Source organism: [Flexibacter] sp. ATCC 35208 (assembly GCF_001975825.1).
Classification (GTDB): domain Bacteria; phylum Bacteroidota; class Bacteroidia; order Chitinophagales; family Chitinophagaceae; genus Chitinophaga.
The window spans coordinates 1-24,000 of the sequence record NZ_MTKN01000031.1; the positions used below are offsets into that span (position 1 = coordinate 1).

25 protein-coding genes and 1 tRNA gene are annotated in these 24,000 nt (G+C 45.1%); 17 read left to right on the forward strand and 9 right to left on the reverse strand.

Annotation, left to right across the window (positions count from 1 at the left end; genetic code table 11):
• Nucleotides 1-235: 235 nt before the first annotated feature.
• The 3 genes from BW716_RS19415 to recQ form a co-directional block, all read right to left on the reverse strand.
• Nucleotides 236-308: transfer RNA gene (locus tag BW716_RS19415), tRNA-Phe, on the reverse strand.
• A gap of 75 nt (nucleotides 309-383) precedes the next feature.
• Nucleotides 384-1,157, reverse strand: coding sequence for a DUF3050 domain-containing protein (locus tag BW716_RS19420; protein WP_083725027.1), 774 nt, complete (start codon nucleotides 1,155-1,157; stop codon nucleotides 384-386).
• Between the two features lie 10 nt (nucleotides 1,158-1,167).
• Nucleotides 1,168-3,369: a DNA helicase RecQ gene (gene recQ / locus BW716_RS19425; RefSeq protein WP_083725029.1), complete on the reverse strand. Its 2,202-nt coding sequence runs from the start codon at nucleotides 3,367-3,369 to the stop codon at nucleotides 1,168-1,170.
• 283 nt (nucleotides 3,370-3,652) lie between these two features.
• Here recQ and BW716_RS19430 point away from each other — a divergent pair, with 283 nt between their 5' ends.
• The 3 genes from BW716_RS19430 to BW716_RS19440 are packed head-to-tail and all read left to right on the forward strand — an operon-like array spanning nucleotide 3,653 to nucleotide 6,860.
• Nucleotides 3,653-4,627, forward strand: coding sequence for an SIS domain-containing protein (locus tag BW716_RS19430; protein WP_083725031.1), 975 nt, complete (start codon nucleotides 3,653-3,655; stop codon nucleotides 4,625-4,627).
• A 4-nt stretch (nucleotides 4,628-4,631) separates the two neighbouring features.
• Nucleotides 4,632-5,723, forward strand: coding sequence for a mannose-1-phosphate guanylyltransferase (locus BW716_RS19435; protein ID WP_083725033.1), 1,092 nt, complete (start codon nucleotides 4,632-4,634; stop codon nucleotides 5,721-5,723).
• A gap of 3 nt (nucleotides 5,724-5,726) precedes the next feature.
• Nucleotides 5,727-6,860, forward strand: a complete 1,134-nt coding sequence (locus tag BW716_RS19440) for a methionine aminotransferase (RefSeq protein ID WP_083725035.1) — start codon at nucleotides 5,727-5,729, stop codon at nucleotides 6,858-6,860.
• A gap of 61 nt (nucleotides 6,861-6,921) precedes the next feature.
• On the opposite strand, the gene BW716_RS19445 is transcribed toward BW716_RS19440, so the two are convergent.
• The 3 genes from BW716_RS19445 to BW716_RS19455 form a co-directional block, all read right to left on the reverse strand.
• A complete protein-coding gene (locus tag BW716_RS19445) occupies nucleotides 6,922-7,602 on the reverse strand; it encodes a carbonic anhydrase family protein (protein WP_083725037.1) in 681 nt (226 codons plus the stop codon).
• A gap of 48 nt (nucleotides 7,603-7,650) precedes the next feature.
• Complete coding sequence (locus BW716_RS19450; RefSeq protein WP_083725039.1) at nucleotides 7,651-9,300, reverse strand: SulP family inorganic anion transporter; 1,650 nt, start codon at nucleotides 9,298-9,300, stop codon at nucleotides 7,651-7,653.
• Nucleotides 9,301-9,478: 178 nt separating this feature from the next.
• Nucleotides 9,479-9,769, reverse strand: coding sequence for a hypothetical protein (locus BW716_RS19455; protein ID WP_083725041.1), 291 nt, complete (start codon nucleotides 9,767-9,769; stop codon nucleotides 9,479-9,481).
• A 289-nt stretch (nucleotides 9,770-10,058) separates the two neighbouring features.
• On the opposite strand from BW716_RS19455, the gene BW716_RS19460 reads away from it, so the two are divergent.
• From BW716_RS19460 to BW716_RS19475, 4 genes are all read left to right on the forward strand, one after another.
• The gene (locus tag BW716_RS19460) at nucleotides 10,059-10,388 is read left to right on the forward strand and encodes a PadR family transcriptional regulator (protein WP_083725043.1); all 330 of its coding nucleotides are present in this window, start codon (nucleotides 10,059-10,061) and stop codon (nucleotides 10,386-10,388) included.
• 41 nt (nucleotides 10,389-10,429) lie between these two features.
• Nucleotides 10,430-12,211, forward strand: a complete 1,782-nt coding sequence (locus BW716_RS19465; protein ID WP_083725045.1) for a PspC domain-containing protein — start codon at nucleotides 10,430-10,432, stop codon at nucleotides 12,209-12,211.
• Between the two features lie 151 nt (nucleotides 12,212-12,362).
• Nucleotides 12,363-14,498 (forward strand): ferrous iron transport protein B, encoded by a 2,136-nt coding sequence (gene feoB / locus BW716_RS19470; RefSeq protein ID WP_083725047.1) that lies wholly within the window; start codon nucleotides 12,363-12,365, stop codon nucleotides 14,496-14,498.
• Nucleotides 14,499-14,565: 67 nt separating this feature from the next.
• Nucleotides 14,566-15,468: a M28 family peptidase gene (locus BW716_RS19475; RefSeq protein ID WP_083725049.1), complete on the forward strand. Its 903-nt coding sequence runs from the start codon at nucleotides 14,566-14,568 to the stop codon at nucleotides 15,466-15,468.
• On the opposite strand, the gene BW716_RS19480 is transcribed toward BW716_RS19475, so the two are convergent.
• Nucleotides 15,463-16,038 (reverse strand): hypothetical protein, encoded by a 576-nt coding sequence (locus BW716_RS19480; RefSeq protein WP_143708918.1) that lies wholly within the window; start codon nucleotides 16,036-16,038, stop codon nucleotides 15,463-15,465. The genes BW716_RS19475 and BW716_RS19480 overlap by 6 nt on opposite strands.
• 51 nt (nucleotides 16,039-16,089) lie before the next feature.
• Here BW716_RS19480 and paaA point away from each other — a divergent pair, with 51 nt between their 5' ends.
• Genes paaA through nadD form a run of 5 tightly spaced genes read left to right on the forward strand, consistent with a single transcriptional unit; the run spans nucleotide 16,090 to nucleotide 19,344 of the window.
• Entirely contained in the window at nucleotides 16,090-17,091 is a 1,002-nt protein-coding gene (paaA, locus tag BW716_RS19485; protein ID WP_083725053.1) for a 1,2-phenylacetyl-CoA epoxidase subunit PaaA, read from the forward strand.
• Nucleotides 17,092-17,111: 20 nt separating this feature from the next.
• The gene (locus tag BW716_RS19490) at nucleotides 17,112-17,477 is read left to right on the forward strand and encodes a 1,2-phenylacetyl-CoA epoxidase subunit B (protein WP_083725055.1); all 366 of its coding nucleotides are present in this window, start codon (nucleotides 17,112-17,114) and stop codon (nucleotides 17,475-17,477) included.
• Nucleotides 17,478-17,482: 5 nt separating this feature from the next.
• Nucleotides 17,483-18,226, forward strand: a complete 744-nt coding sequence (gene paaC / locus BW716_RS19495) for a 1,2-phenylacetyl-CoA epoxidase subunit PaaC (protein ID WP_083725057.1) — start codon at nucleotides 17,483-17,485, stop codon at nucleotides 18,224-18,226.
• A 25-nt stretch (nucleotides 18,227-18,251) separates the two neighbouring features.
• Nucleotides 18,252-18,728, forward strand: coding sequence for a 1,2-phenylacetyl-CoA epoxidase subunit PaaD (gene paaD / locus BW716_RS19500; protein ID WP_179091192.1), 477 nt, complete (start codon nucleotides 18,252-18,254; stop codon nucleotides 18,726-18,728).
• 46 nt (nucleotides 18,729-18,774) lie between these two features.
• The gene (nadD, locus tag BW716_RS19505; RefSeq protein ID WP_083725061.1) at nucleotides 18,775-19,344 is read left to right on the forward strand and encodes a nicotinate (nicotinamide) nucleotide adenylyltransferase; all 570 of its coding nucleotides are present in this window, start codon (nucleotides 18,775-18,777) and stop codon (nucleotides 19,342-19,344) included.
• Here nadD and BW716_RS19510 read toward each other — a convergent pair whose 3' ends face one another.
• Entirely contained in the window at nucleotides 19,345-20,379 is a 1,035-nt protein-coding gene (locus BW716_RS19510; RefSeq protein WP_083725063.1) for an AI-2E family transporter, read from the reverse strand.
• A 273-nt stretch (nucleotides 20,380-20,652) separates the two neighbouring features.
• On the opposite strand from BW716_RS19510, the gene BW716_RS19515 reads away from it, so the two are divergent.
• From BW716_RS19515 to BW716_RS19525, 3 genes are read left to right on the forward strand one after another with little or no spacing between them, the layout of a single operon-like run.
• Nucleotides 20,653-20,850: a YtxH domain-containing protein gene (locus tag BW716_RS19515; RefSeq protein WP_083725065.1), complete on the forward strand. Its 198-nt coding sequence runs from the start codon at nucleotides 20,653-20,655 to the stop codon at nucleotides 20,848-20,850.
• Nucleotides 20,851-20,876: 26 nt separating this feature from the next.
• Entirely contained in the window at nucleotides 20,877-21,308 is a 432-nt protein-coding gene (locus BW716_RS19520) for a hypothetical protein (protein WP_083725067.1), read from the forward strand.
• 28 nt (nucleotides 21,309-21,336) lie between these two features.
• A complete protein-coding gene (locus BW716_RS19525; protein WP_083725069.1) occupies nucleotides 21,337-21,708 on the forward strand; it encodes a hypothetical protein in 372 nt (123 codons plus the stop codon).
• On the opposite strand, the gene BW716_RS19530 is transcribed toward BW716_RS19525, so the two are convergent.
• Nucleotides 21,705-22,730, reverse strand: a complete 1,026-nt coding sequence (locus BW716_RS19530) for an SPASM domain-containing protein (protein WP_083725071.1) — start codon at nucleotides 22,728-22,730, stop codon at nucleotides 21,705-21,707. The two genes, BW716_RS19525 and BW716_RS19530, sit on opposite strands and share 4 nt — an antisense overlap.
• 146 nt (nucleotides 22,731-22,876) lie before the next feature.
• Between BW716_RS19530 and BW716_RS19535 the strand changes: the two genes are divergently transcribed.
• Both BW716_RS19535 and BW716_RS19540 read left to right on the forward strand, forming a co-directional pair.
• Nucleotides 22,877-23,656 carry a glycoside hydrolase family 25 protein gene (locus BW716_RS19535; protein ID WP_083725073.1) on the forward strand — a complete coding sequence of 260 codons (780 nt, stop codon included), beginning with the start codon at nucleotides 22,877-22,879 and terminating at the stop codon, nucleotides 23,654-23,656.
• Nucleotides 23,656-23,937 carry a hypothetical protein gene (locus BW716_RS19540; protein WP_083725075.1) on the forward strand — a complete coding sequence of 94 codons (282 nt, stop codon included), beginning with the start codon at nucleotides 23,656-23,658 and terminating at the stop codon, nucleotides 23,935-23,937. The genes BW716_RS19535 and BW716_RS19540 overlap by 1 nt, the downstream gene beginning before the upstream one ends.
• Nucleotides 23,938-24,000 lie beyond the last annotated feature (63 nt).

A 24,000-nucleotide genomic window follows, 5' to 3' on the forward strand; every position in this document is an offset into this window, starting at 1 on the left:
GATCTTCGATAAAAAAATTAGATAAATATTCCTTTATCAGGAAAACGATGGACGTCAGCAGGTTTGTAATCGGAGTAACAAGTATAGAGGAGAGGATTTTTTACAATGGTTCGGCGAATATTGCTGGTGCTACGAGGAAAATCCTCCAAGTTTTCAACTTGATCCGGATTAATACACGGCAATGGGAGCTGGCTAAAAATAAAAAAGCCTCAACATTTGTTGAGGCTTTCCTTTGTGGTGAGGGCCGGAATCGAACCGGCGACACAAGGATTTTCAGTCCTTTGCTCTACCAACTGAGCTACCACACCATCTCTTTTCTCACATCCTTCATTCGAAGGGAGTGCAAAGATAACAAAATATGAATTTAAAATCCAAATATTATTCTAAGAAATTGTTGCAGTTGCACGAATTTCTTCCAAAATGCCTGTCCACAGCGCGTTTCGCTGCTCCAATGCTTCTCGACATGCGCTAGCAGCTTCTTTCCACTTGTGTGCATCATTGCCACAAAGCTCTTGTACCATCTCCATGCCGAGGTGACTGTGGTGATCACCATCCACTTCAATATGGCGTTCCAGATAATACTTGAACAGGCTGATCTGTCCCGGGAATTGTTTGTCCAGATCGTTTACCAGCGCCACGAACATATCAGGGATGAGGTCTTCACGGCCAAAGGTGAAGACAGCTGCCTGCACATGTATCGGTGCTTTTTCGATCAGGGCGAATGTATGTTGCACAAAATCTTTGGCAGCAGAAGGGAAGGTCTTGAAGATATCGGCAAGGGCTATACCTTTTTGCAGGGAATGCAGGGCAGTTTCCATTACTGATGTATCGGCACCTACCTGTTTCATCGCATCCAGGTACAGTTCGAAATGGCTTACACGCTTGCCATCCGGATCGATATCACTCTCTTCGCCCGTTACGATCTCATTGATCAGAAAGCGGGTGGCTGCACTCCCTACAGGTACCCATGGCAGGGTCGTGCAGGTGAGGTTTCGTTGCAATGATTTTAAGAGTGACATGAAATCCCATACGGCGAAGACATGGTACTGCATGAAAGACCGGATGTCTTCCATGCGTTGCATTTCATTGTATAATCGATGTTGAATAATCTGTTCTCTTACAGGCGCAATCGCTGCCCTGATCAAATCCTGTCCCATAGTTGTTTTTTTAGTTCCCGTATACTACGAGGAACTTAATACGCATCAATTTCAATTGTTCAAGGGTATAGTCGCTATCGATGAGTTCTTCGCGGGCCAGTGCCAGACTGGAAGTCTCGCAGCCTTTGAAGTATTCAAGGATCTCGTCCTGGGCATAGTCGTCCAGTTCTTCGTCGATGCAATAATCGAGATTGAGTTTGGTACCGCTTGCCACGATGGTTTCCATTTCGTCCAGCAATTGAGGAATGGTGAGTTCTTTGTTGCGGGCGATGGTTTCCAGTGGCATTTTCTTATCGATGTTCTGGATAATGAACACTTTCAGCCCGCTCTTATTCACCACGCTCTTCATGACGAAATCGTCCGGTTTTACAATGTCATTTTCGGCTACATATTTAGAGATAACATCTACGAACTGTTTGCCATAGCGTACGGCTTTACCCTTGCTCACACCCTGTATTTTTTCCAATTCCTGTACAGTGGTAGGGTACTGGGTCGCCATATCTTCGAGGGAGGTTTCGAGGAAGATGACGAATGGGGGCAGGTTCTTTTCTTTCGCTACCTTTTTACGGAGCTCTTTCAGCATTTCAAAGAGAACAGGGTCTGCGGAAGCCTGGGCTTCTGCAGCTACTTCATCTTCTTCATTGCCTTCTTCTTCAAATTGGTGGTTGAGTGAGACCATGATAGAGTAAGGCGTCTTGAGGAACTTTTTACCCTTATCAGTGATCTTTAGCAGGCCATATTCTTCGATGTCTTTAGCGATCAGGTCTTCCAGCATCATCTGACGGATGAGGGAGTTCCAGAAGTGTGCATCGAATTCTTTACCCTCGCCGAACACTTCCAGCTGGTTGTGTCCGTAGGTGGTGATCTGAGGGTTGATCTTGCCAGTGATGATATTGACAACGTAGTCGGTTCCAAAGCGTTCTTCCAGTGACTGGATGGCTTTCAGTACGATGACTACACGGTTTTTTACTTCAATTTTCTCTTTTGGATTGCGGCAGTTGTCGCAGGCGCCGTTACACTGTCCCTGATCGTACTTCTCTCCGAAGTAGTGGAGAATCACTTTGCGGCGGCAGGCAGAGCTTTCAGCATAGGCAACGGTTTCGTTGATGAGCTGGGCGCCCATTTCCCTTTCGCTGAGTGGCTTGTCACGCATTAGATGTTCCAGCTTCTGTACGTCCTTGTAGGAGTAGAAGCAGACACAGATACCTTCCAGTCCATCTCGACCGGCACGGCCTGTTTCCTGGTAGTAGTTTTCAAGGCTCTTAGGAATGTTGTAGTGTATAACAAACCGAACATCCGGCTTATCGATACCCATACCGAAGGCGATGGTAGCTACGATCACCTCGCAGTCTTCGTGCAGGAACATGTCCTGACGTTGTGCGCGGGTACCGGCATCCAGACCGGCATGGTAAGCAACGGCCTTAATGTTATTGGCCGTCAGCATATCTGCCAGTTCTTCGGTGGTTTTACGGTTCAGTGTATAGATGATACCGCTTTTACCCTTATGAAGATGGATAAACTTGACTATTTCGCGAATGGTTTGTTCTTTCTTCCTTTTCGGGCGGATCTCATAATAGAGGTTGGGCCTGTTAAAAGAGGAGAGATATACCTCGGGACTTCGAAGACCCAGGTTTTTAACGATATCGCTTTGAACTTTAGGAGTCGCGGTGGCCGTGAGGGCGATGATAGGCAGATCGGGATTGATCATATCTGTCATTTCCTTGAGGCGGCGGTATTCCGGGCGGAAATCGTGTCCCCACTCAGAAATACAGTGCGCTTCGTCCACTGCTATAAAAGAGATTTCCAGTTCCTTGAAAAACTCAAGATTTTCGGTCTTGGTCAATGTTTCCGGGGCTACGTATAACATTTTAGTCTTTCCAGATAGGAGATCAGTTCTTACTTTCTTGATTTGAGCTTTAGAAAGGGTAGAATTTAGAAAATGCGCTACATTATCCTTGCTACTGTAGGAGCGTACTAGATCTACCTGGTTTTTCATTAAAGCTATGAGCGGAGAGACGATCAGAGCACATCCTGGACTCATTAATGCCGGTAGCTGGTAGCAAAGAGACTTTCCACCGCCGGTAGGCATGATGACAAAAGTATCTTTCCGTGCAAGAATGCTTTTAATTATAATTTCCTGATTCCCTTTGAAAGAATCGAATCCAAAATGTTCCCGTAATGCATCTATCAAACTTACCTTTACAACAGCCATTGCATTCAAAATTTAAAACAAATAAACTCTAAAGAAAGTAACAAATTATGGATATTGTTTATGTGTTTTTTAGGGGACACGAAGTTAACTAAAATTGCATTGACCCCCAATTAAATTTATCCGAAATGAAGTCCAGTACTGCTTTGGCATGCGGTTTAGCGGCAGGGTCAACAGGTGGGGGCTACGGCAGGTAAGTAGTGGGGTAAGAATAAGGCAACTCATTATAAAATAGGTCCATGTATAGGACTGAATCTGCTGAATACTGGTTAACTTTGCAGTGCTCATGAAAAACAGAACGGACATTAATATAGCAGCTATAGCAAAAAGGACACTTCAGATGGAGGCTGCAGCGATAAACAATCTAACAAAGTTTATCAATGCTGACTTTGAGCAGGCAGTGGCACTCATAGCCGGATGTTCCGGCCGGGTAGTGATCACTGGCATCGGCAAGAGTGCTATCATTGGCCAGAAAATTGTGGCTACACTTAATTCCACAGGTACCGCCGCCCTCTACATGCATGCAGCTGATGCTATTCATGGAGATCTGGGGATGATCAGGGACGAAGATATTATTCTCTGTATTTCAAAAAGCGGCAACTCGCCGGAGATCAAGGTACTGGTACCATTGATCAAGAGTTTTGGCAACAAACTGATTGCCATAACGGGCAATGTAGAATCTTATCTGGCCCGGGAGGCTGACCTCTTTTTAAATACCACCGTTGACCAGGAGGCCTGTCCCAACAACCTGGCGCCTACCACGAGCACCACTGCCCAATTGGCAATGGGGGATGCGCTGGCTGTGTGTTTGATAGAATGGCATGGTTTTACGACAGCTGATTTTGCAAAATTCCATCCGGGGGGTACACTTGGTAAGAAATTGTATCTCAAGGTATTGGATCTATGCCGTCAGCACGATGCGCCCAAGGTATACCTGAACAGTTCATTGAAGAATGTAATCGTGGCTATTTCTTCCGGCATGCTGGGAGTTACGGCCGTTTTGGATAGCAATGACCAACTTGGCGGGATTATCACTGATGGTGATCTACGCCGTATGCTGGAAAAGAGTATGTCAACTGACAATGTGACTGCCAGTGATATTATGTCTCGCCACCCTAAAACGATTCAAGGTGATGAACTGGCGGTAAATGCCCTGGAGTTGATGAGACAACACGATATTACGCAGTTGTTAGTGCTGGATGACAAGAAGTATATAGGTATTATTCATTTACATGATTTAATCCGGGAAGGAATTATTTGACACGATGACTTACGTGAACAGGCATTTTTATGTGGCCATTATGGCCGGAGGTATAGGTAGCCGGTTTTGGCCCTTTAGCCGCACGGAATACCCAAAGCAGTTCCTCGATATTTTAAATACCGGGAAAAGCCTTCTGCAATGGACATATGAGCGATTCTCCCAATTTATTCCACGGGAAAATATTTTTGTAGTTACGCACCAGCATTATATCGGCAAGGTGCAGGAACAGCTACCGGATGTGGTTGTCGACAATATTGTCGCCGAGCCATCCCGTAAGAACACTGCACCCTGCATAGCATATATTTCGCACAAGATCTATGGTCAGGACCCTAAGGCGAACATCATCTGTGCGCCGGCCGATCACCTGATTATGGATGCGACTGCATTTACCAGCACCTGTCTCAATGCCCTGATGTTCGTACAGAAACACAGCGCACTGGTAACCCTGGGCATTAAACCAACCCGCCCTGATACAGGATTTGGGTACATACAGTTTGAAACCCAACAGGTTGCAGATAATGTATATCCTGTGAAGACCTTCACAGAAAAACCTAACTTAGAGCTGGCCAGGACCTTTATACAAAGTGGAGACTTCCTCTGGAACGCCGGTATCTTTGTTTGGAACGTGAAAACTATTCTCGCCGCCCTTAAGATCTACCTGCCGGAGGTGGATGAACTCTTTCAACAATACAGCGCCGCCCTGAATACCCCTAATGAGAAAAAGGCGATTGAGACCATCTACCCTCAGTGTTCCAATATCTCTATTGATTACGGTATCATGGAAAAAGCGGATAATGTGTACGTGATTCCTGCCAATTTCGGATGGAGCGACCTGGGTACCTGGGCATCGGCCTATGAGAACCTGGAAAGGGATGAAGCAGGCAACGCCATTCAGGGTAAGAATGTAATGATGATAGATACGACGAACTGTATGGTAAAGGCTCCTCATGATAAATTGCTGGTATTACAGGGGCTCGATGAGTTCATCGTGGTAGATACTAACGACGTACTGCTGATCTGCCGTAAAGATAATGAGCAGCAAATCAAGGAATACGTGGCGGAGGTAAAGCGTAACAAAGGAGAGAAGTACCTTTAAGATATGTCCAAATTACCCAATGTAGGAACAACGATTTTCACCGTCATGTCGGGCCTGGCGGCGCAGCATGCTGCTATCAACCTATCGCAGGGCTTTCCGGATTTTGATTGTAACGAAACCCTGAAGCACCTTGTGAACGAAGCTATGGAGGCGGGCTATAACCAGTATGCTCCCATGGCAGGTATTCTACCTCTGCGCGAGGCCATTGCCCAAAAGATCCACAATCTGTACGGTCAGACCATCAATGCGGATACAGAAATCACCGTGACGCCGGGTGGTACGTATGCTATCTTCACCGCCATTGCCACCGTGATTGGTCCTGGCGATGAGGTGATCATTTTTGAACCAGCTTACGACAGCTATATTCCCAATGTACTGGTGAATGGTGGCGTACCGGTTCGCATTCCTCTTTCATTTCCTGACTATCATATAGACTGGTCACTGGTACGTAGTAAGATTACTGCCCGTACTAAAATGATCATTCTAAACACACCCCACAATCCGACCGGCAGCATTCTTACTGCGAATGACATTGCCGAACTGGAAAAACTGGTGGCGGAGCATAATATCTACATCCTTTCTGACGAAGTATATGAGCACCTCGTATACGATGGTCAGGAACACCTGAGCATGTTGCGCTATCCTTCCTTACTCAAAAACAGCTTTGTTACTTTCTCTTTCGGAAAGGTATTTCACATCACCGGTTGGAAAATGGGCTATTGTATTGCGCCGGCTCACCTGATGGCGGAATACAGAAAGGTTCATCAGTACCTCTGTTTCTCTGTGAATACACCTATGCAGTATGGCCTGGCTAAGTTCCTTCAACAGCCGGATCAGTACCTGGGGTTGCCTGCATTCTTCCAGGAAAAGAGAGATTACTTCCTGTCGCTGATGAAGGATACCCGGTTTACACCGTTACATTCCTCCGGCAGTTATTTCCAGCTCATGAAATATGACCGTATTTCTGATGAAGGGGATAAGGATTTTGCGATCCGGATCACCAAAGAATTTGGGGTAGCGAGCATTCCGGTATCTGCCTTTTATGAAGATGGTAAAGATGACCACGTAGTCAGGTTCTGTTTTGCCAAAAAGAATGAAACACTCGAAAAGGCCGTAGAGCGCCTGAGAAAGATATAAAAAAGCCGCCCTGTAATCAGAGCGGCTTCTACTTTGTATATGACTACAAGCAGGGCTTGTCTTACACGGTCACAGCTTCCAGTTGCTCTTTCACTACTTCCTCACCGATAATCAGTGTGTTCTCCAGGAAACTTACTACGCCCGTTTCGACATCATACATGGCTCCGATAATACCTACTTCTCCACTCAGGATCATTTCGCGTAAAATGGTACTTTGCTCCATAATCGCCTGTACAGAACGTTCTGTATGGATATGCGTAACTGCATCCACGAAAGCAGGATTATGAGAGGTTCTATCTTCTTTGATAGTTTTTTCTGCATACACAGCAGGGGTGATCCTACCCAGCAGCGCAGTCAGGTTACCCATTTCTACTTTGTCGCAGGCGCCTTTGATCGCACCGCATTTGCTGTGGCCCAGCACAACTATGAACTTGGAACCGGCTACTTTACAAGCATATTCCAGGCTACCCAGTACATTTTCAGAGATAACGGCACCAGCCAGACGGATACTGAAGATATCGCCCAGACCCTGGTCGAAGATCAGTTCTGCAGATGTACGGGAGTCCATACAGCTCACGATAGCAGCCATTGGCCATTGACCATCGCGGGTTTCATTGATCTGGTCCAGGTGGTCGCGGTGCAGGCGGAGGTTTTCCACGAAGCGTGCGTTACCATTTTTCAGCAGTTCCAGGGTAGTAGCTGGAGTCAGTTTGTCTTGCAGAGATTTATTTAATGTTTTCATTCTTTTCACTTGTTTTATTGGTTTTTAAATGGCGGATTAACAATATGATTAATTAAGCTGCAATTCCTTCAGTAGTTGTTCATGATTACCGGTGGATATTGTATGTACGTGTCCGGAGGTAATATTGGCTTGGTAATCTGCCGGAATATTTTCCGAATTCTGTATTTTATATACGTCTTTAAACCCCGTCAGCACCACGTTAATATTCTTTTGAGCCGCTTTTACATCTTTAAATTCCCTGATAGATTCCAGGACATCGAAATCTATATAGGTTGTATTGCTCGCATCGATGACCACGGTAGTATTTTCCGGCAGGTGATCGAGCGTGAGTAGGATGCTGGCTTTGTTCAGGAAAGATACTTCCTGTGCCAGTTCCAGCTTGATGCTGTCACCATTGTGGTATTTTTCCTTACGGAAGTAGTAGGAGCTACGCATGTTACCCCTGAGGATGGCAATTACACTCACCGCCATACCAAGTGTGATACCAATCAGGAGGTCAGTAAATACGATAGCGAGTACAGTTACCACGAAAGGCACCCATTGATACTTACCATTTTTGAACATCTCTTTGAAGATGGAGATCTTGCAGAGCTTATAACCGGTCACCAGTAGTACGGCAGCCAGGGTAGCCAGCGGAATCTTGTTCAGGATGGTAGGGATCAGGGCAGCACATACCAGGAGCAGTGTACCATGAGCAATAGTAGCGAGTTTGGTACGGCCGCCTGCATTGATATTGGCAGATGAACGTACGATCACTGAGGTGATAGGCAGACCGCCGATCATACCACTTATAATGTTACCAATACCCTGTGCCTGCAGTTCACGGTTAGGAGGTGTATGTCTTTTCAGCGGATCCAGTTTATCAGTTGCTTCTACATTGAGTAGTGTTTCTACAGAAGCGACGATTGCGATGGTAGCGCCTACGATCCAAACTTCCTTGTTGGTGATGGCACTGAAATCAGGTGTGGTAAACTGGCCGATAAAATCTCCAAAGCTATTAGGTACCGGCAGGCTCACCAGGTGAGAGGGAGCGATGGCCAGTTTGCTACCTAAAGCAATGAAAATTCCATTCAGCACGACAGCGGTAATTACGGCTACCAATGCCGCGGGGATCACCCCTACTTTAGGAATTTTGTTCCAGTAGAGGATGATCAGCACGGAAATAATACAAATCAAAGTCGCACCCAGGTGAATGTGGTTGATAGTGGACAGCAAAGCAGAGATGCTATTATGGCCGTCTACCTGGATAAAGGTAAAGTCTCCTTCAGAATCAGCATCATAGCCAAAGGCATGTGGAAGTTGCTTGAGTATAATAATGATACCGATGGCGGTGAGCATCCCTTTGATCACATTGGAAGGGAAGTAGTTGGCTACGGAACCTGCCTTGAGGAGGCCCAGCGCCAACTGAATCACACCACCGATCACAACTGCCATGAGAAATACGTCGAATACGCCAAACTTGGTGATGGCAGAAAGCACGACAGCAGTAAGACCGGCAGCAGGACCGCTTACACTCAGCTGTGCGCCGCTGAGGGAGCCAATCACCAGGCCCCCGATAATGCCTGCGATCATACCTGAGAACAGGGGTGCTCCGGATGCCAGTGCAATACCAAGACATAAAGGCACCGCAATCAAGAATACAACAAGACCGGAAGAGAGGTCGCCTTTGACGTTCGAAAATATATTTTGCCTGCTCATAGTCAATAGCATTTAAATACGCTTGCGCGTGGTTGGTCACAGGAATAGCGATGCCAGTGCGCCTTGTGGCGTGGGCATAACCTTCCTGTTGGAATTTTGTGTTTGAGTAGTAAATGTGTAAAAGCGGCATCGAAAGGCATACTATGCCTGATGCAAAAGAATTAAAGAAAATGAGCAGTTAGCAGTTTGGAGGAGGGCAGTGTATTTCCCGGGCGGGTCCCTGGGGAATAGCTTCCATTAATGTATAATGGATCTTGCTGAGATAAAGGGAAGGTTCGTGAAGAGAGTGATCATGGTGTTTCAGCCATTTTAAGTCTTTGGCGATCTTAACTCCATCGTCACCCGAGCACCCATCTGAGGGGTGTTCCTCCACAATCTGATTATTAAACAGTAACCTTCCCATCTCCTTTATTGGAAGGAGCTGGATACACATCAGTGTAAGAAGGAATATGCCGATAATCTTTTTCATGTGTCTTTACAAAAATAACAAAAGCTGAGACGTATCGTAAATATACGATTTAAAAATATGTTAAAGATGATTTTTCTTACCGTTCATCATTATTTTTTATTTGCCCTAAAACATTAATTCATTGAATATTAATTGTTTATTTCTTTTTAGGTAATAAACAAAGCAAATTATTTTGCTTAAAAAGGTATTGTGTATTGCATAGTAGTATAAAACTCCTTATCTTTGAATTGTAAATATCAAAAACCAATCATAATGCAAATAAGAAGACAATTAATAAAGCTCACTTGCCATGAACATAGATAACACACAATCACAGATGCGAAAGGGCGTGCTGGAATTTTGCATCCTGAGCATCATCAAGCAAGGAGAAGCTTACCCTTCAGATATCATAGAAAAAATGAAAGAAGCAAAGCTGGATATCCTGGAGGGCACTCTTTATCCTTTATTAACACGCTTGAAGAACGCAGAATTACTGAAGTACAGATGGGAAGAAAGTATGTCGGGGCCTCCAAGGAAATATTTCTCCATGACCGACAAAGGAGAAGCCTTTTATCTGGACCTGGAAAAGACCTGGAACGAACTGGCAAATGCGGTACATCAGCTAACAAGTAAACAATAACAAAATCATCCAAACTAAAACCTATTAAATAGCAATCAGCAATGAAAAAGATTATTAACATAAACCTGGCCAGCCGCCTTATTCCCATAGAGGATAGCGCATATGAGATATTGCGGCAATACCTGGACAGTTTGAAAAAATACTTTGCAAGGGAGGAAGGTGCGGATGAGATTGTGAGTGACATTGAAGGCCGGATTGCAGAGATCTTTCTGGATAAAATAAAGAAAGGTGCTCACTGCATCACTGATGAAGATGTCGTAGGCGTGAAAGCAGTGATGGGTACACCTGACCAGTTTGAAGAAGGCAACGATACAAATACCCAACAACAGCAGTCCGCTGCTTCCAACGATCCTATCTACGATAGTTTCCGCACCCGCAAGCGTTTATACCGTGATCCGGATGCGAAGGTACTGGGCGGTGTGTGTGGAGGTCTGGGTGCTTACCTGAATGTAGACCCGGTTGTCTTCCGTATCATCTTCGCTTTGCTGGCGATTGGTGGTTTCGGTTCCGGCATACTGGTATACTTTATTCTTTGGGTTGTAACACCCGAAGCAAATACTGCCGCTGAAAAGCTGCAGATGAGAGGAGAGCGCGTAGATGTGAACAACATCAGAACTGCTGTACAGGATGAAATTAACGCTACCAAGGCCCACTTAAAGAACATTAAATATGAAGTGCGAAATTTTTCTCAGGGCCGGGGAAGACAAGTTGGAAATGATATAGAACGCTTTGGCCGTAGCTTATTTGATGTGCTAGGCCGCATTCTTATCGTACTGACTAAGGGCTTCTTTTTCTTCCTGGCTGTAGTCATTCTCCTCATCCTGCTGTTTGTAGGTGTAATGATCACAGTTGCTTCTCCGGTCCTTCTGCCATTCAAAGCCCTGCTGCTGGCAGGCACATTGCAAAATCTGCTCTTCTGGCCAGCTGTATTCCTCTTGCTCGGTGTACCGGTTGTAGGGATTATCATATTCATTATCCGCAAGCTCACAGGAGTAAAACAGACTAACCGCTATGTGGGGTATACACTCAGCTTCCTCTGGTTCACCGGTTTGATATGTGCTATACTGGTAGGTGTGTCTGTGGCCAAAGATTTCAGATTACGTAATACCGTAAAAGAAAATTTTGCCCTTGTGCAACCTTCTAAGGGGAAGATCGTCTTTAAAGAGGCAGAGAACCTGGTTCAGGTAGAAGAAACTTTCTTTGACGATGACCTGAAGCTCGCTGACGATACTGTTATCATTAATAACTATCGTTTGAGTGTCGAGAAAAGCAAGAATGACAGTTTCTATATTGAAGTACAACGTAGCTCCCGGGGACGCAGCATTGCACAGGCAAGAACGCTGGCAAGAGAGATCTCTTATCCGATCACACAGCAGGACAGCGTGATTTACCTGCCTGCAGGTATCTCTATCCCAAGAAACAGTAAGTTCCGTGACCAGCGCGTACGCATCATTGTACGGGTACCGGTTAACAAACAGGTGGAAATGGACAGCAAAGTTCGTGACCACTACCATAACTGGAACTGGGATTGGGACAACGATTGGGATGATCATCACCGTTGGGACGATAATGACGACAACGATGATAACAATGACGACGGCGTACATGTACTGAAAATGACTCCTGACGGAATCGATAAGAAGGACAACAACCGTGTAACAGACAAAGATTCTTTAGAAAATAATTACCGCTACAAAGGAAAACAGGAGCGTAACACGACGCCGGTAGAAGATACCAGCAAGTCAGCGAACGCTACCAGCAAAGGAAAAGTAGCCTTTGAAGGAGATGCCATCAGCTACAGCCTTTTCAACCTTTTAAGCTAAGCTTTTCATCACAATAAGTTCAATAGTTAAAGAAATGGAAATTACCACGGTCTTCACCGTGGTTTTTTATTTAACGATCTTTTTCCCGAATTGATCAAACAGCTGACATTTAAATGCCTAGTTTTGTTTTTTTAACCGTCGACGATAAGGAATGCAGGCTACAAAAACTGGAAAGATCAATATTGCGCTGGTAGGGAATCCGAATAGTGGCAAAAGCTCGTTATTTAATGCTTTGACAGGACTGAACCAGAAGGTTGGTAATTTCCCGGGGGTTACTGTTGATAAGAAAACGGGTGCAGCCAATATCTCTGCCACACTTCAGGCCAACATTATTGACCTGCCCGGTACCTATAGCCTTTATCCCAAAAGTGCCGATGAATTAGTAACGTACGATGTACTGGTAAATCCTCAGGGAGAGGAAATTCCAGACATTATCCTCATTATTGCCGACGCTTCCAATCTGAAACGTAACCTCCTCTTTTGTTCCCAGATTATAGACCTGAAGATCCCCGTTATCATTGGCCTGACCATGATGGACATTGCCCGTAAGAAGGGTGTGGAAATCGATGAAGCCGGTCTGGAAAGAGAATTGGGTGTACCAGTGGTATCCATCAATCCCCGCAAGAACAAGGGACTCCCGGAACTGAAAAAGATTATAGAACTCGTAACCCGGGAAAAACAGGCTGTTCCTCCCCGGGATTTTATAGATAGCCGTGCCCTGGCTCCTGAGCTGATCACCGATATTAAAAAGATAGTACCGGTGAAGAGTGATTATGCTGCTATGCACATTGCCGTGAATCACAATGAACTGCACTTCCTGAACAAGGCACAAAAAGAAACCATTACCCAGGCAATTCAGACCCACCAGTTTAATAAAACCAAGGTACAGGCGGATGAGATCATGCAGCGCTATGCGCGTATCAAGCATATCATGCGCAACTCGGTGGTAGAGGCAGATCCTTTGCAGAAACAGTTACAGACAGAGAAGATCGACGATCTGCTCCTGCACCGTTTCTGGGGGTATGTGATCCTGCTGGGGATCATGGCCATCATGTTCCAGAGCATTTTCTGGCTGGCGTCTTTTCCAATGGACTGGATTGAAGGTGGATTTGGCGCACTGAGTGGCTGGCTTTCTGACGTACTGCCACAGAATCAAATCTCCGACATCTTTATTAATGGTATCATCGCCGGTTTGGGTGGAATTGCGGTATTCGTACCACAGATCATGATCCTCTTTGGATTCATCACCATTCTGGAAGATACCGGTTATATGGCCAGAATCAGTTTCCTCACAGATCGCCTGATGCGTCAGGTAGGTTTGAATGGGAAGTCTGTAATGCCGCTGATCAGTGGGGTGGCTTGTGCCGTACCTGCTATCATGGCAACACGTAATATTGAAAACAGGAAAGAAAGGCTGATTACAATTCTGATCACACCACTCATGAGTTGCTCTGCCCGTCTGCCTATTTATACTGTGATGATTGCCCTTGTAATTCCTGACAAACCTGTACTAGGCATTCTCAATTTGCAGGGTGTGGTGATGATGGGGCTATACCTGTTGGGTTTTGTAATGGCATTGATCATTGCAGCGATCCTCAAACTGTTTGTCAGGATAAAGGAAAAGAGCTACTTCATTATGGAACTGCCGGTATACCGTGCTCCCCGCTGGATGAATGTAGGCACCACCATGCTCCAAAAGGCAAAGATCTTTATTATGGATGCCGGTAAGGTGATCATGGTTATCTCCATTATCCTCTGGTTCCTGGCATCGTATGGACCTTCGAAAAAGATGGAGGCGGTCGCTACCAGATACGAACAACTAAAAGCAGCACAACCTGATAAAATTGAAGCCCTGGATAGGGAAGAGGCCATGGAAAAACTGGCAAATTCCTATGCTGGTGGATTGGGCCATGCAATAGAACCTGCTATCCGTCCACTGGGTTTTGATTGGAAGATCGGTATTGCATTGATTACTTCCTTTGCCGCCCGTGAGGTATTTGTGGGTACTATGGCTACATTGTATAGTGTGGGTGAATCGGAAGAAGACAATGATGCTACTTTAAGACAAAAGATGAGCAGCGCTACCTGGAGAGATGGGCGACCTGTGTACACACTGGCGAGTGGCGTATCGCTGATGCTTTTTTATGCCTTTGCCATGCAGTGTATGAGTACACTGGCGATTGTGAAGAGAGAAACCAGGTCGTGGAAGTTGCCCGCCATTCAGTTTGTATATATGACAGCATTGGCTTACCTGAGTAGTTTGCTGGCATTCCAGCTGTTGAGTTAATACTTTTTTCCGGCAGGGTGATAGCGCAGTGAAATAGTTTATATTGCGAACTATCATCCAGCTGATTATGAAAACAACCATATTGTGTGCCCTGTTACTGACAGGTGTATTTGCAAAAGCGCAGACCAATATCGATTCTGTTCAACTCATTAAAGACATCCGCACTTTATCGTCCGATAAATTTGAAGGCCGCCGCACTGGCACAAAAGGCAGCCGGATGGCCCAGTTCTATCTCTTAGATCGTTTCAAACAATCTGGTTTACAGCCTTTTAATAAGACCTACGAGTATCCTTTTTATTTCAGAGAGGGAGATAGGCAGGTAATGGGTACCAATCTGTATGGCTATATCAAAGGCAAGTCAGATTCCATAATCGTCATCACCGCGCACTACGATCACTTAGGAATTAAGAAAGATCAGGCAGGAAAAGACAGCATCTACAATGGTGCAGACGATAATGCTTCGGGCGTAGGTAGTCTGCTGGCGGTGCTGGGATATTTTAAGAAACATGCACCGCAACATACGCTCATCTTTGCCGCTTTTGATGGTGAGGAAGAAGGGCTGAAAGGTGCAGCCGCTTTTCTGAAACAACCTCCTGTAGCAGCTAACCGTTTTATCCTGAATGTAAATCTGGATATGGTAAGCCGGAATGATAAAAACGAACTGTACGTATGTGGCGTGACGCCGTATCCTTTTTTGAAGACGTTTGTGGATCCAGCCACAGCAAAATCCAGCACAGTAAAACTAATAGCAGGTCACGATCATAAAGAAGATGGTGGTCAAAACTGGATCAGCCAGAGTGATCAGTATGAATTCCATAAACAGAAGATTCCATTTTTATATTTCGGGGTAGAAGATCATCCTGACTATCACCAGCTTGGTGATGAATTTGAGCATATTCAACCATCTTTTTATTATCAGGCTACAAATCACATCCTGAATGTGGTGTTGGCTGCAGACAAGGGACTATAAAGCTTTGAGCGAATCAGAGATAGCCTGTCGCCACCGATACTGGGCGATATAGTTTTGTCCATGGCTGGTTTCATTGTCATAAGCTTTCTGTAACCGATTCATTTCCCTGAAGAATTCGATGTATTCGTATTGGATCATGCTGTCGTAGTCTTCGGCAGTGAGTGCCATATGTGTGACCTTTTTCCTGAACCGCATGGCCACCAGCCAGGTAATGTCGAAGTGCAGTTGTTCGTGTGCCAGGCTGTAATCATCCCTCACAGCAGGGGTCACCCAGGAAGCGCTTTTGATATGAAATGTCTGTAGCGTGAGGTTGATGTAGAGGGTATCCTTTTTTCGGATACTGCCCCCTTCGTAGGCAAAGCTGCTGTAAGATACGGCGCCGCTCCTTGGGTGGGCCGGCGGGGTCGCCTGAAAATCGGACCATTGCAGTTTTCTATCAGATTGATAAAAGAGTGTATCAGATTGAGAATTCTCTGGCCTGTTGTCGGGTACAAAGACAACTTTGATGATGGGGTTGGCACTCATCAGCGATCCCCAAAGGCAACAGGTCCATATGATTTTACTGAGCACAATTTAAAGGTACATTTTTCGTAACTTACAGGTTACCAAAACAATCACACTATGTACGGTGGTGGATACATCTTTGAAGAGCCGAAACGGCAACCCCAGTCTACACAGGACCAGGACGACCCCGAAAAACTGGCCGCTTTTGAAAAGCGCATTGCTAACGGGGAAAAAATCGAACCCGGCGACTGGATGCCGGCCGAATATCGCAAGCAATTGATCCGGCTCATAGAGCAGCACGCTCATTCCGAAATCATCGGCGCTCTGCCAGAAGGCACCTGGATCACCCGTGCTCCCGGTTTTAAGCGCAAACTGGCGCTCATAGCCAAGGTACAGGATGAAATTGGCCATGGCCAATTGCTCTACAATGCAGCAGAGACCCTTGGCAAATCGAGGGAAGCAATGATCAACGACCTGCTCAGTGGCAAGTCTAAATACTCCAATGTATTTAATTATCCTGCTGAGACCTGGGCAGATGTGACTGTGATCGGTTTCCTGATCGATGCTGCGGCTATAGTGAACCAGGTGGCGAATGCCAAAGGATCTTACGGCCCTTACTGCCGGGCACTGGAACGCATTTGTTATGAAGAAAGTTTTCACCTCAAGCAGGGACATGATGCTTTCATAGAACTGGCCGCGGGTACCCCTGCGCAGAAAGCAATGCTGCAGGATGCGCTGAACCGCTGGTGGCAACCGATTATGCACTTCTTTGGCCCTCCTGACAAAGCTTCTAACCACAGTGAAAAGCTGATGCAATGGAAGGTGAAGATGGCCAGCAATGATGATATGCGTAATCAGTTCCTGGATGCTTATGTTCCGAAGATATTAGAGTTGGGGATGACCCTGCCTGATCCATTATTGAAGAAGAACCCGGATACCGGCAAATGGGAGTATTCTGACCCGGACTGGGATCTGTTTTTCGAAGTGATCAAAGGAAATGGCCCTTGCAATAAAGAAAGACTGGACGTAAGAAAATGGGCGGAAGAAAATGGCCGCTGGATCAGAAAAGCCCTGATGCGACCAGAAGAAATGAAACGACAAACAGCCCCCGTAGCTTAACAAGTATTTTTTTCACGATTATGAATGACTCACTAGATCCACGTGTCAACCGGCTCCGGTTGAATAATATTGACGCCCCCTTTACAATAGAAGAAGGAGAAAACTGGCTGGCCTATGAAGTATTTCATCAGGAAAAACGTGGTGCGCACCATGAGCATGTAGGATGTGTACATGCGCCAGATCCGCAGATGGCCCTCATCTTCGCCAAAGAACAGTTTGGCAGAAGAAAGAAATGTGTGAACCTATGGGTGGTACGCAGTGCTGACATTCTGGCCTTCGAACTGGAAGACGAAGACATGTTTGCCAACAATATGGAAAAGACCTACCGCGACGCCAGCGGATTCAAGGTGATGGAAAAGATCAATAAGTTCAAAGGTAAGCCCTGACAATAATGGAACACTTAATAAAAAAATTCGTCACCAAAATGGCTGACGACGCCCTGATACTGGGCCACCGTAACTCAGAATGGACGGGGCTGGGCCCTGTAATGGAAGAAGACATTGCTTTCTCTTCTATGGCACAGGATAAGATCGGACATGCCTGGGCGCTTTATCGCATCCTGCAGGACATGCCTGGAGGTCAGGATCCGGACCAGTTTGCATTTCTCCGGCGGGAGAATGAATACAAATGCTGTCATCTCACAGAAATGCCAATCGGCACATATGAATTCAGTCTGGTACGGCATTTTCTTTTCGACCATGCGGAAACAGTGCGATACAATAGTTTGCTGGAAAGCAAATTTGTACCTCTGCAACAGCTGGCTAAAAAAGTAAAAGGAGAACTAAAATACCATACCCTGCATGCAGATGCCTGGATGCTACAGCTTGGCAAGGGGGGGCAGGAAAGTCATGGAAAAATGCAGGCGGCGCTGGATAATTGTTTCCCGCTGGCCTGTGGCATTTTTGAACCTGGGCCGGATGATGCACAATTAAGTGACATTTATCCTGGCGAGCAGGCTCTTTATGAGCGCTGGTTAGATAATATTTACCCCATTCTTACAAAAGCAGCCCTGAATCTGCCAGAAAAAGTAACACCAGCTTATGGAGGCAGATATGGTGAGCATACACCACATCTTCATTCCTTACTGGAAGAAATGGGCGAAGTATTCAGACAGGACCCCACAGCCGCCTGGTGACCTTTTTAACTGGAAGTATATGGATATGATCAAGATCATTTATAAATCTTTGGAGAAGGTCATGGACCCGGAAATCCCTGTATTGAACATATTGGAAATGGGAATGATCACAGATGTACGGCAAGACGAAACCGGGATTCACATAAAAATGATCCCTACTTTTTCTGCCTGTCCGGCTATATCTGTGATCAAACAAACGATCAGCGATACGGTGAGTAATGATTTGCAACTGCCGGTAGAAGTCACCGTAGATCCTGCTATACAATGGAATAGCAACAGACTGACCGAGACGGCGAAGGAAAAACTTCGTGGATTTGGCATAGCGGCACCGCCTGTACATCAGGGTGAAATAGAAGCCGATATGCTGCTGCATGTCACCTGTCCACACTGTGGAAGTGAAAATACATTCATGCGTTCTCCCTTCGGTGCGACCCTGTGCAGGGCCATGCATTTCTGTCGTCAATGTGGGATGATGTTCGAACAGTTTAAGCCCCTTACCTGATTTTTCCTCATATTTATTTACTTTCACGCTTCAAAAAGCAAGGGGCATGAAGATAGGCTTGTATTTTGGATCCTTTAATCCTATACATACCGGTCATATGATCATCGCGAATTTCGTGGCATATCATACGGATCTGGACAAAGTGTGGCTGGTCGTTTCTCCACAAAATCCATTAAAACCATCGGCATCATTACTCAATGAACATAACCGTTTTCACCTGGTAGAACTGGCCATACAGGATGAGCCTAAGCTCAGGGCCAGTAACATAGAGTTCTCGTTACCTAGACCATCATTTACTGTTGATACATTAGCTTACCTGACTGAGAAGTTTCCGACACAAGAGTTTGTGATCATCATGGGGAGTGACAGTTTTCAGAACATTTCCCGCTGGCGCAACTATCAGCACATAGTGAGGAACTATCCGATCTATGTGTACAAACGGCCCGGGCATGAGGTGACAGAGACACATGGCGCCACAGTAAAAATACTGGAAGCGCCTATGCTGGATATATCAGCAACTGATATAAGGAATTGGATAAAAGAAGGAAAATCAATTCGATACATGGTACCTGACAATGTAGTGGCATATATTACAACCAATAACTACTACAAGTAATTACTTTTCTATCCTTACTTCCCGCTTCTTTACGAGGAATTCATTTGAATAGATCTCCAGCAGCAGGATGAACATAGATATCAACAGTGGTCCGAAGATCAGTCCTATAAACCCAAAGAGGTTCACGCCAACCAGCACACCGAATATGGTAATCATAGGGTGTACATCACCAATCTTTTTAGCCAGTACAAATCTGAAGATATTATCTGACGTACCTACTACGGCAAATCCGTAGACTAGTACGGCAATTCCCTGCCAGGTACTGCCTATGCCCAGGAGGTATATGCCCATGGGAACATATACGGCAGCGGCACCTACTACAGGCAGCATAGAAGTACAACAGGTGACAGCAAACCAAAATATTGGTTCGGGTACTTGGAAAATAAGGTAGCCGATCAGGGAGACGATACCCTGTATGATAGCAATGAGGGGAATTCCCACCGCATTGGCAATCACCAGTTTGCGGAATTCTGAGCCCAATCTTAGTACGTTTTCATCTTTCAGCGGAATATATTCGTAGAGGTAAGCTTCCATTTCCCTGCCGGATACCAACATGAAATATAAAATAAAATAGAGGATAGCGATAGTGGTAAGCGTGTTGAAGGTGGCGCCCACCAGGCGGGGGAGAACAGCGGTCAAATAGCCCTGCAATTGTTCCAGTTTTACCTGTGAGAGCACATCTATTTTAGTAGCACCATGTATTCGTTCATTGAGCGATTTGAGACCAGCGATGAGTTCTGATGTGTGTGCAATGGCGTAGCTTACTTTGTCAGTGAGCATGTTGATCATCAGCCCTACTGGCAGTAGAAAGATAATGAAGGAAAGGATCATTAACATGGCAGCGGCCAGCGGTTTTTTCCAGTGGCGCTTTTCTACCAGTCTGAACATGTAATTGCGGGATATCACATAGAGTGTGATTGCGCCAAGGAAACCGGGGAAAAATGAATACAGCTCCATGAAGAGGAGGGAAGCCAGCAAAACGATGATAAGCAGGAAACAGATCTGTTTCAGGCGTTCGTTGTCAATGACGCTCATAAGGTTGATAAGTTAATGTAATAGAATGTGATACAAAAAGAATACCGTTCGCGGCCTTTTTGTTCATTTTAGATACATGTAGTTTTAGCAATGGCCTTTGGCCTTTGCTAAAACTACATGCGGGTGGTTGATAGGTCAATGGCCGATCAACCACCCCGCAGTATTATTTTTTTAACATGTATTTTTCCTTAATTTTTAATTCTTGGAATAGTGTTTGTACCTGTCATATTCCAAATATGTTAATCTAATTACTCACCTTAAAAACCAAAAATTATGGCAAGCAACGGATCAAAAGCAGTTGTATCATTCATTGTTGGCGCAGCAGTAGGTGTTGCGGTAGGTTATTTCCTGAATTCTGACAAGAAAGATGAAATTGTAGACAAGCTGAAATATCAGGCAGACAAACTGAAAGATAAACTGAAGAAGAAAAAGGAGCAATATGAGGATGCCCTTGAAAATGAGCTGGCTTAATCCCTTATTGCACTAAAATCATTTGCATGGAAGATAATTTCAGCAACTATTTTAACCAGACCGGCAAGGTTGCCAAAGAATATCTGGAAACCCGTCTGGACCTCATTAAGCTCCAGGCAGCAGGAAAGCTATCAAGGGCCCTCGGGCTCTTTTTCTCTTTGATACTGGCTTTCCTGCTGTTCTTTTTTGTTGTCGTATTTCTTGGAATGGTACTCGGCTTCTGGATAGGAGAAATGACCAATAGTTATACAATTGGATTTTCTTGTTCCGCAGGGCTTTTTATCTTTTTACTCCTGATCCTCTTATGGTTTCGCGTGCCGCTTATTCAGCGCCCGCTATCCAATATGCTGATCAAAGAATTAGTGAGTGAAATGGAGATGGAAACCAAGGAAGAGGTAGAACTGGAAAAGGAATTGGACAAAATGGAGGAGGAAGATGAATATCATGAGCAGTTATAATTTAACCATCATGAAAAAATAATTACACATGCCCAAGGTGAAGATCACCAACTCAACCACACTACAAAGTGAGATCCTGAGATTAAAGAGAAAATCCCGTGCGCTGGAAAATGAGCTGGGAGACCGCGTTGATTATTTCAAAGGCAATTATGGCAAGATGGCCCTCAATTCTATCATACCCGGCAGTGCGAAGCATTCGGGTTGGATGGGTATTGCAGGCAAGGTAGCGAAAGTAGCCTGGCAAAGTAGCAATGCCAAATCATTCGCTACCAATGCCCTGATGACTGCATTGGAATTTATTGGTGTCAGATTGGGAATCAATCTCTTTGATAAATTTCGCAAGAGCAGAAGCAAAAAGAAGAAAGCCAAGATGGCGGCTACTCCTTCCGAAGAAGATTAGCCCCATACTTTGGTACCTTCGCTACAGTTTGCACAGATATCGATATTGGCCCGGCCCTTCATCAACTGGGTGCGGAAACCAACATACTTTTCATTGTGCCACAGTTCCTTCATGGACTGTTGTTTTAAATCGCCCAGTTTATGCTGGGCGTCCTTGTCAAAACAACAAGGTACTACCAGACCATCCCAGGTGATGACAGGTGCATGCCACAGGCGCCAGCAATGATTCCCCATTTTGTTCTTGATCTTATAGGTCCCATCTTCGTTGCGCTTGTAACGGCTAAATTTATCAATAGTAGGAATCAATCGGTTTCCTTCCTCATAATCATACACTTGCGCTGTCTTGAAGCGAACCTGGTCCACACCGATTTCCTTTGCCAGCAATTTGATATCCTCAATCTGGTGCTCGTTAGGCTTTACAACGAGGAACTGGAAGAAAACAAACGGCTTTTTGGAATTTAGTTCTTTTTTCCACTTCACGATATTTTTAGCCCCCTGAATTACCTTTTCCAGGTTACCGCCCACGCGGTATTGGGTATACACATCCTGTGTGGTACCATCTATAGATATAATCAGGCGGTCCAGACCACTTTCTACCGTTTTGCGGGCGTTTTCGTCCGTAAGGTAGTGAGCGTTCGTAGAGGTAGCTGTATACAAACCTTTGCTGGTGGCATATTTTACCATGTCCAGAAACCCTGTATTCAGGTATGGTTCTCCCTGAAAATAAAATATAAGGTAGAAGAGATCTTTAGAGATCTCATCAATGGTCTTTTTGAAAAAATCCTGATTCAGCATCCCCGTAGGGCGGGTAAAAGCACGTAAGCCACTGGGACATTCCGGGCAACGAAGGTTACAGGAAGTAGTTGGTTCGAAAGATACGGAGATTGGTAAGCCCCATTGTACTGGTTTCCGAGACCATTTACTCACAAAATAACTGCTCAGTACTTTTCCGGCATTCCAACCACGACGCAGGGTAAACTTAGAAAGCAGGTTCAACGAATCATTCCAATTAAAATCCGGCATAACACAAACACTTTGGATATTGTAAAAATAAGATAACTATATCGGTTATGGATAATAATATTATACTTGCTATAAATTTGACATAGTCAAAACGTAGCGGATACTCCAAAAGCAAAGGCTATGCTAAAAGCAGAATTATTATTATCGTGACAAAGTCCAGAGAAAAAAAAGGGTGGCGCCTGGTTGTCTTCATCTTTCAATTAATGGTGATTATCACCGCCGGTCTGGTATATTACCAGTTAAAAACAGGGAGACTCAACTTTGTAAGATATGAGGAGTTTGGTATTGATATGCCTGTAGACTATGAAATACATGGGATTGATGTCTCCAAGTTTCAAAAGAATATAAACTGGGAAGCAGTTCAGCAGATGCAGGTGGAAAAGATCCACATTTCATTTGCGTTTATCAAAGCTACGGAGGGTATTACCCGCCAGGATGGCAATTTCAGGCAGAACTGGTCCCGGGCCAGGCGGGCAGGGGTGGTGCGGGGTGCCTATCACTTTTTTTATGCTACCCGTGATCCGCTCAAGCAGGCCATCAATTTTCAGAATGTAGTACAGCTGGAGCCGGGCGACCTGCCACCCGTATTGGATATTGAAGTGAGCAACGGCCAGCCACCAGCGGTGATCAGAAGCACGGCCCGGGTATGGCTGGAAGAAATGAAAAAAGCATATGGCGTAAAACCCATCATTTATACCAACGTGCATTTTTACGAAACCTACCTGGGCGATGAATTTGATGACTATCCACTGTGGGTAGCCCATTATTACCAGAAAAAGAAACCGGCATCAGCAAGGAACTGGCTCTTCTGGCAACACAATGATGGGGGCAGGGTGAATGGTATATCAACTACGGTAGACTTCAATGTATTCAGAGGAGATAGCCTGGCATTCAGTAAGTTATTAATTCGCGCAAAAAAGCACTAATGGAAAATCAGGAAACTCCCCAACGGGAAGATGAGAAGGCGCCAATGGATATGCGGATCGTATATTATTTTGTACGCATCATCCGCACCGTCTTTTTGTTTTTATTCTGGGGCATTATCAATGTTTTTCTGGGATTATATCTTGGATTTGCTGTGCCTGAGGAATCTACCCCTGGCCGCATGATCTTCTTTTATAGCTTCGCTTTCATTACACTTGTGGCATACCTCTTCATTGTGTGGAAAACGTGGAGGAAACAAAACCACACTACAGACAATTATTAATAATAAAAATGGCGAACAACGTTTTCCGTCATTCGCCATTTATTGATGGTAAGATTAAGTGAA